Annotated in this window: 13 protein-coding genes; 7 read left to right on the top strand and 6 right to left on the bottom strand. The window is 45.1% G+C overall.

Annotated features, from left to right (window positions below; all coding sequences use genetic code 11):
• Position 1: 1 nt before the first annotated feature.
• Entirely contained in the window at positions 2-3,901 is a 3,900-nt protein-coding gene (gene purL / locus ACI882_RS04690) for a phosphoribosylformylglycinamidine synthase (protein ID WP_411742928.1), read from the bottom strand.
• Between the two features lie 151 nt (positions 3,902-4,052).
• On the opposite strand from purL, the gene mltF reads away from it, so the two are divergent.
• Positions 4,053-5,447 carry a membrane-bound lytic murein transglycosylase MltF gene (gene mltF, locus ACI882_RS04685; RefSeq protein WP_411746237.1) on the top strand — a complete coding sequence of 465 codons (1,395 nt, stop codon included), beginning with the start codon at positions 4,053-4,055 and terminating at the stop codon, positions 5,445-5,447.
• Here mltF and ACI882_RS04680 read toward each other — a convergent pair.
• Positions 5,444-6,310 (bottom strand): hypothetical protein, encoded by an 867-nt coding sequence (locus ACI882_RS04680; RefSeq protein ID WP_411742926.1) that lies wholly within the window; start codon positions 6,308-6,310, stop codon positions 5,444-5,446. The two genes, mltF and ACI882_RS04680, sit on opposite strands and share 4 nt — an antisense overlap.
• A 19-nt stretch (positions 6,311-6,329) precedes the next feature.
• Complete coding sequence (gene purU, locus ACI882_RS04675) at positions 6,330-7,184, bottom strand: formyltetrahydrofolate deformylase (RefSeq protein ID WP_411742925.1); 855 nt, start codon at positions 7,182-7,184, stop codon at positions 6,330-6,332.
• A 256-nt stretch (positions 7,185-7,440) separates the two neighbouring features.
• Here purU and ACI882_RS04670 point away from each other — a divergent pair, with 256 nt between their 5' ends.
• Together ACI882_RS04670 and ACI882_RS04665 are read left to right on the top strand one after the other, a co-directional pair.
• Positions 7,441-7,848: a TraR/DksA family transcriptional regulator gene (locus ACI882_RS04670; protein ID WP_411742924.1), complete on the top strand. Its 408-nt coding sequence runs from the start codon at positions 7,441-7,443 to the stop codon at positions 7,846-7,848.
• A 122-nt stretch (positions 7,849-7,970) separates the two neighbouring features.
• Complete coding sequence (locus ACI882_RS04665; RefSeq protein WP_411742923.1) at positions 7,971-8,399, top strand: hypothetical protein; 429 nt, start codon at positions 7,971-7,973, stop codon at positions 8,397-8,399.
• 7 nt (positions 8,400-8,406) lie between these two features.
• Here ACI882_RS04665 and ACI882_RS04660 read toward each other — a convergent pair whose 3' ends face one another.
• The gene (locus ACI882_RS04660; protein ID WP_411742922.1) at positions 8,407-8,766 is read right to left on the bottom strand and encodes a response regulator; all 360 of its coding nucleotides are present in this window, start codon (positions 8,764-8,766) and stop codon (positions 8,407-8,409) included.
• A 215-nt stretch (positions 8,767-8,981) separates the two neighbouring features.
• On the opposite strand from ACI882_RS04660, the gene ACI882_RS04655 reads away from it, so the two are divergent.
• On the top strand, positions 8,982-9,377 hold the full coding sequence (locus ACI882_RS04655) for a TetR/AcrR family transcriptional regulator (RefSeq protein WP_411742921.1): 396 nt from the start codon (positions 8,982-8,984) through the stop codon (positions 9,375-9,377).
• Between the two features lie 70 nt (positions 9,378-9,447).
• Here the strand turns inward: ACI882_RS04655 and ACI882_RS04650 are convergent, their stop codons facing one another.
• Positions 9,448-9,714 (bottom strand): hypothetical protein, encoded by a 267-nt coding sequence (locus tag ACI882_RS04650; protein WP_411742920.1) that lies wholly within the window; start codon positions 9,712-9,714, stop codon positions 9,448-9,450.
• Positions 9,702-10,322, bottom strand: a complete 621-nt coding sequence (gene msrA, locus ACI882_RS04645; protein WP_411742919.1) for a peptide-methionine (S)-S-oxide reductase MsrA — start codon at positions 10,320-10,322, stop codon at positions 9,702-9,704. The genes ACI882_RS04650 and msrA overlap by 13 nt, the downstream gene beginning before the upstream one ends.
• Before the next feature lie 78 nt (positions 10,323-10,400).
• Here msrA and ACI882_RS04640 point away from each other — a divergent pair, with 78 nt between their 5' ends.
• From ACI882_RS04640 to oppB, 3 genes are all read left to right on the top strand, one after another.
• Positions 10,401-10,784, top strand: coding sequence for a PilZ domain-containing protein (locus ACI882_RS04640; RefSeq protein ID WP_411742918.1), 384 nt, complete (start codon positions 10,401-10,403; stop codon positions 10,782-10,784).
• Positions 10,785-11,201: 417 nt separating this feature from the next.
• Positions 11,202-12,884: a peptide ABC transporter substrate-binding protein gene (locus ACI882_RS04635; protein ID WP_411742917.1), complete on the top strand. Its 1,683-nt coding sequence runs from the start codon at positions 11,202-11,204 to the stop codon at positions 12,882-12,884.
• Between the two features lie 256 nt (positions 12,885-13,140).
• Positions 13,141-14,064, top strand: coding sequence for an oligopeptide ABC transporter permease OppB (gene oppB, locus ACI882_RS04630; RefSeq protein ID WP_411742916.1), 924 nt, complete (start codon positions 13,141-13,143; stop codon positions 14,062-14,064).
• Positions 14,065-14,076 lie beyond the last annotated feature (12 nt).

Below are 14,076 nucleotides of genomic sequence, written 5' to 3'. Positions count from 1 at the left end.
GTTACTTAACCCAAGCGCGAGCGTTGCGGAACATGCGCATCCAAGCGCCGTCTTCTTCCCACTCTTGTGGCGCCCACGAGTTAGTCACCGAACGGAACACACGTTCAGGGTGTGGCATCATAATCGTAATGCGACCATCAGGTGTGGTGAAACCATTCATACCCAAAGCCGACCCGTTCGGGTTCGATGGGTATTGTTCCGTCACCTTGCCGTAGTTATCAACATAACGTAAAGCAACCAAACCACTTTGCGCCGCCAACTCTAAATGCGCTTGGTCTTTGTATTCAGCCAGACCCTCACCATGAGCAACCGCAATTGGTAGTCGAGACCCGGCCATGCCCGCCAAGAAAATTGACGGAGACTCCGGTATTTCTACCATCGCCGCACGGGCTTCAAACTGCTCAGATTGGTTACGCACAAAGTGCGGCCAATGTTCCGTGCCATCAATAATTGAACGCAAGTTTGAAAGCATCTGACAACCGTTACAAACACCCAGTGCAAACTTATTTTTATCGGCAAAGAACTCAGTAAACTGTTGTTTCGCCCCTTCGTTAAACAAAATAGATTTTGCCCAACCTTCACCGGCGCCAAGAACGTCACCGTAAGAGAAACCGCCACAAGCCACCAAGCCATTAAAATCTGCCAAGCTAACTTTGCCGGTTAAAATATCGCTCATGTGCACATCAACCGAATCGAAACCCGCGCGATCAAAAGCCGCCGCCATTTCAATTTGGCCGTTAACACCTTGCTCACGCAAAATAGCCATTTTAGGACGTACGCCTGAAGCAATTAAAGGTGCAGCAATATTGTCGGAAGGATCGAAGCTTAACTTAGCGTGTAAGCCTGGGTTATTAGCATCGAGTAATAAATCGAATTCTTGCTTAGCGCAACGTTCGTTATCACGCATCGCTTGAATGCGGTAACTTGTCTCGCTCCACATACGCAATAAATCGGTGCGTGGCTTCACGTACAACTCATCATTATTGGCAATGACTCGCACTAAATCGTCATCATTTGGCTGGCCAATAACGTTCACGCAATCGGCCAAGCCTGCCGCATTAAATTGCGCCAACACATCTTCAGTTTCAGATTGTTTAACCTGAATCACCGCTCCGAGCTCTTCACTGAATAGAGCAGCAATGACATCTTTTTCAGTAAAACGATCTGTCACGATATCAATACCGGTTCGGCCTGCAAAAGCCATCTCGGTCAAAGTCACAAATACACCACCGTCTGAACGGTCGTGGTAGGCCAACAGTTTTTGATCTTGAATCAAACCCTGAATTACCGCCCAAAACGCTTTTAAATCTTCTGCGTCATCAACGTCGGGGGCAACATCACCTACTTTGCGATACACCTGCGCTAATGCACTGCCCGCTAAACGGTTTTGGCCTTTACCAAGGTCAATCAGAATTAAATCGGATGCACCTTCATTGGTTTTAATTTCCGGCGTTACCGTTAAGCGCACATCTAGAACCGGTGCAGCACCTGTTACTATTAAGCTTAAAGGAGATGTTACCGATTTTTCTTTACCGTTTTCTTGCCAAGTGGTGCGCATCGACATTGAATCTTTGCCGACTGGAATGGTTAAATCTAACGCAGGGCACAACTCTAAACCAACAGCTTTTACCGTATCGTAAAGTGCTTCATCTTCACCTGGGTGACCTGCCGCAGCCATCCAGTTTGCCGACAATCGAACATTTTTCATTGCACCGATGTAGGTAGACGCCAAGTTGGTTAAGGTTTCGGCGACAGCCAAACGGCCCGAAGCGGCAGGGTTAATTAAGGCGACTGGCGTACGTTCACCCATTGCCATTGACTCACCCGTGTAAGACTCATAACCCGTAGTTGTGACCGCCGCGTTAGCAACTGGAATTTGCCATGGGCCTACCATTTGATCACGCGCAACCATACCGGTAATAGAACGGTCACCAATGGTAATCAAGAAGCTTTTGCTAGCGACTGCAGGTAATCTTAAGACACGCTCAATTGACTCATTTAAATCGAGGTTGTGCGTGCTGAAACTATCTTTTTTAAACTCAACACGATCAAAGGCGCGCAGCATTTTAGGCGGTTTGCCTAACAGAACATCAAGCGGCATATCGACTGCGTTATTGTTAAAATGTGAATCACTGACGACTAAATCATTGCCATCATTGGCTTCACCAATCACAGCATAAGGGCAGCGCTCTCGTTTGCAGATAGCTTCGAAAACAGGCATTTGCTCCGGCGTAACGGCTAAGACATAACGCTCTTGAGATTCGTTTGACCAAACCGCTAATGGCGACATACCGGGTTCATCATTCGGAATATCGCGTAGCTCGAACTTACCGCCACGGCCGCCATCGGCAACCAGCTCAGGCATAGCATTTGATAAGCCACCGGCGCCTACATCATGAATAAAGGCGATTGGGCTATTTTCGCCCAACTCCCAGCAGCGGTCGATCACTTCTTGGCAACGACGTTCCATTTCTGGGTTACCACGCTGAACCGATGCGAAATCTAAATCTTCATTGCCTTCGGCACTGTCAACAGAGCTTGCTGCACCGCCGCCAAGGCCAATTTGCATGGCAGGGCCGCCGAGTACAATTAACTGAGCGCCAACGGGAATGTTGTCCCACGCCTTTTCTACGTGCTCTTCCTTAATGTTGCCATAACCACCGGCAATCATAATCGGCTTATGGTAACCGCGCACTTCCGTGCCATTGGCACCGGCTGCTGATAACTCATAAGTGCGGAAATAACCCACTAAGTTTGGCCGACCAAATTCGTTGTTAAATGCCGCGCCACCTAATGGCCCCTCAATCATAATATCGAGCGCACTGACAATCCGGCTAGGTTTGCCGTAGTAGCTTTCCCAAGGTTGTTCAAAGCCTGGTATGCGTAAATCTGAAACGGTAAAGCCCGCTAAACCTGCTTTTGGCTTGCCACCCGTGCCGGTTGCGCCTTCATCGCGAATTTCACCACCCGAACCTGTCGCTGCACCGGCAAAAGGTGCGATAGCCGTAGGATGGTTGTGAGTTTCAACTTTGAATAAAATATGAATATTTTCTTCGTTGTAGCCGTATTCATGTTGATCATTGGTGTAAAAACGCTTGCCATTGAAGCCGGCGAAAACCGCCGCGTTGTCTTTATAAGCCGACAACACACCTTCACTATTGTTCGCATAGGTGTTTTTGATCATTTTGAAGAGTGACCAAGGTGATTCCTCACCATCGATCACCCAACTGGCGTTAAATATTTTATGTCGGCAGTGTTCTGAGTTAGCTTGCGCGAACATCATTAATTCGACATCAGTCGGATTACGGTTGAGTGCAATATACGACTTAACCAAATAATCTATTTCATCTGCTGCCAGTGCCAACCCTAACGATTGATTAGCCGATTCTAAAGCAGCGTGACCGCCCTCTAGAACATCAACAATAGTTAACGGCGCAGGATCATGCTGAGTAAATAAAGTGTCAGCAGAAGGATCGGTGAAATAGACCGACTCCGTCATGCGGTCAAACAACGCCGCAGAGGCTAGCTTAACTTGGCTCTCGCTCAAGGGTTCGGCAGCGTTAAGTACATAGCGAACACCACGCTCAAGTCGCTTAACTTTAGATAAGGCGCTATTATGCGCAATATCGGTAGCCTTCGTAGACCAAGGTGAAATAGTCCCTTGGCGCGGCGTCACCCAAACAGAGATACCATCAACTTCATTACCCGCAGCGCTAGGCCCATAGTGTAAGAGTTGATCAAGCACCTGCTGCTCGTAATCGGTCAGCGGTTCGTGGATTTCAGCGAAATGCACAAACTCGGCATAACAGTCTAAAATCTCTGGAACGATGGATTGAAGTTGGGCCGTTAATTTTTCACGGCGAAATTGAGATAGTGCAGTATTACCACGAAGCGTCAGCATCAAATAAACCTGTCCGGACAGTTGGGATTGATGGGGTCTGAAAATCGGCGGTATAGTAATAGATTTCTATCTAAAATGGCAGTTAATGAGGCAGTAAAAAACCCAGATGCGCTTTTATTTTGTAAATCCTATTCAAACAATCTTTCGCCTTATGGCTGTAGCCCTCGCCATGGCTGCGGGAACCTATGCAATAGTTAAAGGCTTTGAGTGGCGTTCCGATTGGGATCAAGTTGTTGACCGAGATAAAATAATCGTCGCGGTACGTGAAAGCGAAGGTGTATTCTGGCCTATTGGTCAGGAGTTTTCAGGCTTTGAGTACGATGTATTGTCAGAAATTGAAACTCAACTTGGTGTTTCTGTGTCAACATTTGCGGTGCGAAATTTAGATGACTTATATCGCGCGTTGGAAGTAGGCGCCGTTGACATGGCAATTACGGGCACGAGTAATCCCTCCGATTTGTGGCAAAAAAGCATTCCTTATTTCGTTACCAATTTAGGCATAGTGCGAAAAAAACAGCGCTTCGATACCGAAGACTCATTAGTCGGCGGCATTTTAGATCCTGCTGCTCATGCCGCTCCGGCCAGTTCGCTCGCGCAACTATACCCCAACATTGAAATTCAATACGAACCAGGCCGTTTGAGTGCCGAACTGATGACTCTCGTCGATATAGACACGCTTGATTTAGTGCTGTTAGATGAACGCGACTTCCAATTACAACAGACTGTCTTCCCCGATTTATATTTCACGCCAGTAGACAGCGCTTCGAAAGAGATCAGTATCTTATTTCGCAACACACACGACGGCTCAATTCGCCGGAAGGTTGATACTGCCATTCGCAATATCCAAGACTCAGGACTCATGGTCCAAATGATCGACCGGCATTTTGGCCATGCTCGTGAATTTGATTTTGTCGATAATAGAACCTTTGGACGTCACATTGTGTCTCGTCTGCCCATTTACATGGATTGGTTTGTTGAGTACGCGGCAGAAAACCAGCTCGATTGGCGCTTGTTGGCATCCGTTGCTTATCAAGAAAGCCATTGGCGATCGAATGCAGTGTCGCCAACCGGAGTGCGCGGCATCATGATGGTGACGCAAGCGACAGCAAGAGATATGGGCATCACCAATCGCTCTAATCCACAACAATCTATTGATGCTGGGAGCCGATACTTACGAAGTTTGATCGACCGAGTGCCGCAGCAAATTACCGACCCTGACCGCACTTGGTTTGCTTTGGCCTCATACAACGTCGGCGGAGGCCACGTTGAAGATGCTCGTAAGATTACTGAAATTGAGGGTGGCAACCCGGATATTTGGATCGATGTACGCCAAAGCTTACCTAAATTGGCATTAAAGACCTATTACCCTTGGACAACCTATGGTTACGCCCGTGGCAATGAGCCCGTGGTGTATGTGGCGAACATTCGGCGTTATTACGACACAATGAAGAAAGCCTTCCCTAAAGAAGGCGATGTGATCGAGCCAGAACGACTCGACCAACTGCCTGAGGCAAATGTACCTATTTTTACGGGCATTTATGATTAGAAGCTTAACTGAAAGCCGGTAGACCATTGCAAATCGTTATTTGCATCCCAAACTATTTCAGAGAAATTCACCAACGACGCTGTTAGCATCTGATGAATACCGACACGCCAGAGGCCATCGTCTTCACCATCGACAGCGTAATTCACAAAAGTCACTGATCTAGCACCTTGGAATTGCACTCCGAGGTCCCAAGCTAAGATTTCATCTTGAAATACCGTGGCCGCCACGAGCGCGGCTGTCCCGCTAACCCAACGAACTTTAGTGCCCCATTGATTCTCATCTGCATCGGTTTTCCGATAGGTCGTTGCAAACGACCCCTCTGGCGACTGCACCACTGCCGCTAAGCTCCAGGTAGCATCGTCTTGGTTTTCGTCCATCACCAACTGCCCAGAAAACACCAATGCCTCACCCGATTGAAAATCGGCCCGTATGGCTTTGTTTTCGGTCTCTAAAATATGCTTTGCAACCGCCAAACCGCCCCGCTCTACAGAAAGCACCGACATGGGATCCGCTTCAAGAAATGTGGCTTCTAATGACCGTAACTGGCCACCCCATAACGAAAAAACACCCTGCTGCCAATTCACAAAAACTTGCTGTTGATCTAATTCGAGCTCATCACTAAAAGGCTCAAAGCCCGCCCGCCAATGCGCCGTAAAGGTACCATTGGGCATCGATTCTACGGCGGTTACCCCGATATGTGCATTCGGCATCTGCAACAGCCAGTGCTGCGCTTCTACAGCTTCTGAAACATAAGCCGCTTGTATTTGAAATTGACCTGTTGGCTGCGCTTCTATCGCCAAAACAGGCATTGTTGCACTCAGGGCAATGGCCACCCCAGACACTCTACAATAATATTTAAACATGAATAACTCTGATAAATAGTTAAGAAAAGACCACAGTTTTATTACCATGTACCAAGACACGGTCTTCAAGATGCCAGCGTAAGCCTCGCGCTAAAACCGACTTTTCACAGTCTTTGCCTAAGCGCACCATATCTCCGACTGAGTCTCGGTGCGATATTCGCACAACGTCTTGGTCGATAATTGGGCCAGCATCTAAATCGCTGGTCACGTAATGACAGGTTGCTCCGATCAGCTTAACACCACGCTCTTGTGCTTGGTGATAAGGTCGTGCGCCAATAAAAGAAGGCAAGAAACTATGGTGAATATTAATAACTTTATTCGGCATTGCGGTACACAAAGCTTCGGGTAAAATTTGCATGTAACGTGCTAACACAATCGCATCGGCTTTATGTTCGGCCACTATTCGCTCTACTTCCGCAAAATGCGGTGCTTTGTCGCCAGGGTCAACCGGAACATGGAAAAACGGAATGCCGTGCCATTCTACTAACCCGCGTAAATCATTGTGGTTAGAGATAACGCAAGGTATATCGCAAGGTAAATCACCACTATGCCAACGATTGAGGATATCTGCCAAGCAATGGCTATCACGGCTGCACATCAAAACAATACGCTTTTTAAGCTCGGTATCTGTGACTTCAAACTCCATATCTAGGTCGCGTGCAATTGGAGCAAACATTTCAGCCAGCTTCTCTGCACTAAATGGCAAAGAACTCGCTTTAATTTCGTTTCGCATAAAAAACCAGCCCTGCTCTAAATCGGCATGGTGGTTTGCCTCTAAAATACTGCCGTTATATTGGGCTAAAAAACTGGATACCCGTGCAACTATTCCTACTCGATCTGGACTAGACATAACCAGACGATAAACGCGCTCCATAACTTCTCCGTAGACGATAAATAGCTAAGAATGACAAAATGAAATAAATTCATCGTTAATATCTGTTTTCACATAAGAATCAATGATATATGATGCGCGGTCCTTTGACGACTGATAGTTGACTTAGGCCAGTTTCCCTATACCGTATAGAGGGTAAACTACTAAAAAGATCCAGATTTTATAAACCGAATTTGTCACTTTAAAGTGTCTCATCTACACTTTTTAGAAAGCGAATCGCTGAAATGGGAAGAACGCTATGCTGACACGTGAACAAATGTTAGCCGCACCAGAAGACGATTACATGAACGAAGCTCAACTTGAGTTCTTTCGTAGTCTGTTGGACGAACAAGCAAAAGAAGTCCGTGAATCGTTAGCCGCTGCGCGTGCGCAACTCGCGAGTTTTGAAAATGAACCCGACGAGCTAGATAAAGCCTCCATCGAAGAAGAGCGTCGAATGGCTTTGCGGTTTTTGGACCGTCAAACCAAGTTATTGCCAAAAATTGATCAAGCAATAAAGCGCATTGATAGAAATGACTTTGGCTACTGTGAGGTCACTGGCGAAGAAATCGGCATTATGCGTTTATTACTGCGCCCTACGGCCACTTTATGTGCAGAAGAGAAGCAGCGCCAAGAAATGAAAGAGCGTAACTTCCGAGATAGTTAAACGTACCTGTAGTAATTGTTTGAAAAGAATCCTCGCTTCGGCGGGGATTTTTTTTGTCTAAGCGAGAACTTTCGGCACAACCCTTGCTGATACTAAAGTCAGACATAAAAAGCGGAAAGAAAATGGACATCAGTACAAATGCAGTTCAATCCTATCAACGCCATGAGAATTTAGCAGGCTGGGTAGCGGGAACTGAACAGCCGAAAGCTGTTAATGACTCGAAAGCAGACGAAAAGCTTGATACTGATCTCAATGTCAACATCAGTGATAAACGCACAATTTATCAATGGATCGCCCAAACCTATGAAAAAAACTTAGACACATCGGCAACCATTAGCCCAATTGCTCAGTCTCTATTTGATTACGGCATCATTGGAGTTGATGAACAGCGGACAATTAACCGCCTGTCGGGGAGTGATGGAGATATTTCGATTCTACAAGCTGTTGAAAAAAGCTTGTCTTCAGTTGAGTCTTACCATGAAAAAACAATCATGAACGGGCTACTGAGTGTTTTTAGCACTCTCGAAGCAGCCCGACATAACTACTACTAAAATAGTGCTAGAGAAAATCTGATAACACCTTCAACAACTCGACTTCCTCTACTGGCTTTACCAAAAACGCTTTTGCACCTTGACGCTGCCCCCAGACCCGATCTGTCTCTTGGTCTTTGGTTGTCGCTAAAATAACCGGGATATGCTTGGTAGATGGGTCATGTGTAAGCTTGCGAGTGGCTTGAAAGCCATTTAACTCGGGCATCACGACATCCATTAGGATTAAATCAGGTTGTGCACTTTTAGCAAGCGCAACGCCCGACGCGCCATCTTCGGCCACAATACAATCGAACCCATTGGCTTCTAGAATTTTGGTGAAATGCGCAATTTGGCTCGGTGAATCGTCTACAACTAAAATAGTGGCCATTCAAAATACCTCAAACATCGATGTTTACATAAAAATATAATCTTTTAGGAACTATAGACCCATTCACAATCCATGCAACTATTTCCCACTAAAGCTGTGCTCTAGGTTTAACAATTAACACTCGGTTACAAAATTTACCAAATGAAATTAGCGCAAAGTCGATTCCACTGCTAGGTTTTTAAAACGGTGTTATTAGTTAAAGAAGTAGACGGATCATGATCAAGAAAGAAAATATATTAGAATCTGCCCGTAAAGTTCTAACCGAACAGGGTATCAACAAGCTTTCGTTGCGTAAAATCGCCGCTGAGACTGGCTGTGCCGCACCTTCTATTTACTATTACTTTAAAAATAAGCAAGAAATTGTTGCGGGTTTATGGGAAGAAGTGGCACCAGATTTAGAGCAGCAGATGGTTTCCGCTGGCGACAAAGGACAAGTATATCGTGCTTTTTGGCAAGCTCGACCAGATGATTTTCGGTTGTTTATCACTAACGCTGATTACTTTCCGCTAGTGCACGAAACTGAAGCCTACCAAACACTCAAGTCTATGCTTGGAGGTCAAATACATCAGTTAAACGGTGAACTCATTGAGACCATTTATTTAACTCTCTAAATGAGAGATTCGAACGAAATTAGTAACTTTCTTAAGATCAACCCGACGACCTTGGGTTGATCTTAATTTCTTATAGCTGGGCTATTAGGTTTTCAACCGTTTGCACATCATTCGCTTCTAGCCCGTCGGCTACACTATTGCCATGGACAAAATCAGATAATCGATCACGCCATAGACTTGCCTGTGCATCTTGGCCGCTGAACTTAATTTCGACTAATTCAACTTGCGGTATCAAGTACCCAACACAAAATAGATCTTCATCGGCACAACGCTGCTCAATACCCCTTAATTGGGCAACGGCCGCTAACGACCAAGCCTCTGCGGTTAAATCGGACATACAGCACCCGTCCCCTTTAGACCACAATAGCCAGCTGGATTTTTAAATAAATACTGCTGATGCTCTTCTTCAGCAAAATAAAAAGGCTGCTCTGTATTAATTTCAGTCGTAATTTCACCAAAACCTTGCGCTGTCAATTGCGTTTGGTATCGAGCCTTAGAGCCCTCAATCTCAGCTAACAAAGCTTCACTCGCATAAATTGCAGAACGATATTGTGTGCCTATGTCGTTGCCTTGCTTCATGCCCTGAGTTGGGTCATGCGCCTCCCAAAACACTTTAAGTAATTGTGCTAGTGAGATTTGATCTGGTTGAAACACAACCTGAACAATCTCAGTGTGCCCCGTTCGGCCCGAACAAACATCATAGTAAGATGGATTTTTTGTTTTGCCACCCGCGTAGCCTACTGCCGTATTCAGCACACCTTCTAACTGCCAAAAAAGACGTTCAACACCCCAAAAACAGCCCGCTGCAAGCCAAATTTGTTGAGCATTTTCAGGTACGTGCCGCATGTCTATCTGAAACACACTATGGTGATAATCAAGCTGCATTGCAGTTGCTCTATCTGGTATTACATCTATATCGTCAAGCAAGCTTGCCAACTTAGTCATAGTTTTCCCCTTTGTGGTTTGCACCCTTTATAAGACCACTCTATAGTAAATTCAATGTTGGCAACTAAGGAAGTTGTTATGAAAGACGATAAACGACGATTCCAACGCATACCTTTTGAGGCAACTGTTCACGTAACTATTGGCAAAGACTCGGTAATTCAGGGGTCGTTAAGAGACATTAGCCTAAAAGGCGCCCTTATAGCTTTAGCAGAGCAGGCGCACATGCCCGCTCAGAGCACCGACTGTGAAATCACAGTAAAGCCTGATGAAAGTGATTTCAGCATACAATTAAGTGCCCAAGTTGCCTACATAGATACCGAAACCCAAACCTTTGGTGTGAATATCACCAAACTAGAGCTAGATTCGGCGACTCACCTACGTCGACTAATAGAAGTTAATCTTGGCAGTGAAGCGGCTTTACAACGTGAATTAACGAATTTGATCAGCGCGTTAGCAAGCTAACTCTGCACAGAACAACAATAATATTAACGCCCTAACTTAGCGCATTTGTGCGAGTTTTGAGTGCGCTGTCAGGGAGTCAATACACTAAAAGTCTAACAGCATGATGCAAAAAATGAAAAAGTACGTTGAAGTTTTAACCAAGATATGGGAAGTTTCATCACCAATTAGCGAATTAACCATAACCGCTACCAGCCTCTTGGCCGTTTTTTTGAACGTTTGGACAAAAAAACAACTGAAAGCGCTGAAATATTAGGCAAACAGGTCAATATGCTTCAACTTGGTACGCTTTTTGTAAGGTTTAAACTCCTTACCAGTATCTAATATCGACCCTTTTGCGGAGCAGATATTCGCTCCAAACAATGAAAAGCAAAAAGCTTCTACAAGAAGTTATAAAAAAACATAATAAGAGGATCACTCATGAAACCATTTACTAAAACGCTGGCTGCTGCGCTAGTTTCTTCTGCTGTTTTCTTGGTCGGCTGTTCATCTGACGATGAAACAGCTGCGACTGCAACAACTGCAGCCCCAGAAGCTAAATCTGGTCCAACACACCCAGTAACAGGCGAAACACTTGCCGCTGATCAGACTTTCACTTATTGGGCACTAGACGAGCATAGTTCATTCGACCCACAAATTGTTGAAGATGTATCTGGTTCAGAGCACGTTCGTAACCTTTTTGAAGGTTTATTGAACCAAGATGAAGATGGCAACTTAGTTCCTGGTGTTGCTGAACGCTTTGAAGCATCTGAAGACAAAATGACTTACACCTTCTACTTACGTAAAGACGCTAAGTGGAGCAATGGCGATCCAGTTACTGCTAAAGATTTCGTTTACGGATGGAAGCGTGCTGCCAACCCTGAAACAGCATCTCCTTATGCTTGGTTCGTTGAGTTGATGTCTATCAAAAATGCCCCGCAAATTATTGCCGGCGAAGCAGAAGTTGACTCATTAGGCGTAACGGCAGTTGACGATTACACGTTACAAGTTGAACTAACCGACTCTCTACCTTACTTCCCAATGATGGTAGTTCATACCACTACGTTCCCTACACATCAGGCGACTGTTGAGAAATTTGGTTCTGAGTGGACTAAACCTGAAAATATGGTTTCGAACGGTGCTTACACGTTATCTGAGCACGTAGTTAACGAACGCGCTGTATTGGAGCGTAACGACCAATACTGGAACAATGATGCGACAATTCTTGAAAAAATTGTTTCAATCGTTGTACCTGACGAAAACCAAGGTCTAATTCGCTGGAAAGCAAATGAATTTGATCTAATGAACTCTGTTCCTACTGGTCAATTCAAGTCACTTCAAGAAGAATTCCCTGGCGAAGCTTTAGCTTATCCACGTTTGTGTAACTACTACTACACCTTCAACTTAAGTGAATCTGGACCAGAAGAGTTTAAAGACGTTCGTGTTCGCCAAGCACTTGCGTATGCCATTGATCGTAAAGTTATTACAGAGCAAGTACTACAAGGTGGCCAGCCTGAAGCTTACACATTCACACCTGCCGCAACCGCTAGCTTCACTGTACCGCCTGTTGAGTTCGGCCAAATGACTCAAGCAGAACGTGATGAAAAAGCGAAAGAGTTGTTAGCTGAGGCTGGTTACAGTGCTTCTAACCCACTAACATTCGACATGCTTTACAACACTTCAGAAGGCCACAAGCAAATCGCAACTGCGATTTCTCAAATGTGGAAAACTAAACTAGGTGTTGAAGCTGTTCTGAATAACATGGAATGGAAAACATTCTTAGAAGAGCGTGGCAACCAGAACTTTGCACTTGCACGTGGCGCATGGTGTGGTGACTACAACGAAGCATCTACATTCCTTGATTTAGTTCGCTCTAACTCAGGTTACAACGATGGCAAATACAACAACCCAGAAGTCGATCGCTTAATGGACGAAGCTAAAACACAAGCTGATCCAAGTGCTAACTATACTGCGGTTGAGCAAATATTAGCCGAAGAAATGCCAATCATCCCTGTTTATCACTATGCTGGTAACATTTTGCTTAAGAGCAATGTTAAAGGCTGGCCGGTAAATAACGTTGAGCAAAACTGGTACGCGCGGAACTTATATAAAGTTGCTAAGTAAGCGTTAAATTGCTTTAACTCTAAACATCGTCGGTAACCCCGGCGGTGTTTTTTTTGTTATAGATATAATCAAAAAGACGCCATGCAAATAATTTTCGAAACTACAAAAGTAGCCGACTATCATTTGTAAAGGTATGATTACATTTTTCGCTAAGCGATTGATTTGGCTCACTTTATTAATGCTTTTTAAGGGTCGCTAATCATCAATGAACAGGCTAAAATTCTGCCTTTCGTATAGATAAAAACAGGACACCGCTATGTTCAGTTTCATAGTAAAGCGTTTGCTAACCGCAATTCCAACGCTGCTAATACTTATAATAGCTTCATTTATATTGATGCACAGCGCTCCAGGAGGACCATTCACTTCTGAGCGTAAACTGCCCCCTCAGGTAGAAGCCAATATCAACGCCAAGTATGGTTTAGATAAGCCGCTGTATTATCAAATGTTCGATTACGTACGCGACATTGTCGTCGATTTCGATTTCGGGCCGTCATTTCGATATAAAGACCGCTCAGTCAACGATCTAATTTCCGATGGTTTCCCTGTGACTCTGACCTATGGCTCTATTTCTGCCTTAGTCGCCGTCCTATTTGGTGTAACTCTCGGTGTCGTCGCTGCACTCAACCACAATAATTGGAAAGACTACGCGGCGCTCAGTTTTACCTTCACCGCACAAGTACTACCCAACTTTGTTATGGCCCCCTTATTGGTGCTGTTGTTCACTCTTTACTTAGGCTGGCTGCCCGGCGGTGGTTGGGAAGGTGGGAAACCGCAATTCATCATCATGCCTGTGATAGCGCTGTCAACAAGCTACATGGCCACTATTGCTCGTATTACTCGATCCTCAATGCTTGAAGTCCTTAATTCCAACTTTATCCGTACGGCTAAAGCAAAAGGGGTTCCTTACTCCCGCATTATTATGAAGCACGCATTAAAGCCTGCCCTACTTCCTGTACTTTCTTATATGGGCCCTGCATTTGTTGGCATGATCACGGGCTCGGTTATTATTGACATGTACTTCAGCACCGGCGGTATTGGCGTGTTGTTTGTTAACGGTGCTTTGAACCGTGACTATTCTACGATCATGGGTATTACCATTCTAATTGGGACCTTAACTGTCTTACTTAACATGCTGGTAGATATTCTATACGCATGGATAGACCCTAAAATTCGTTATTAAGACAGTGAGGTT

It is taken from the genome of Reinekea sp. (assembly GCF_046710285.1).
Lineage (GTDB): Bacteria > Pseudomonadota > Gammaproteobacteria > Pseudomonadales > Natronospirillaceae > Reinekea.
This window is presented reverse-complemented; position numbering and strand designations above follow the sequence as displayed.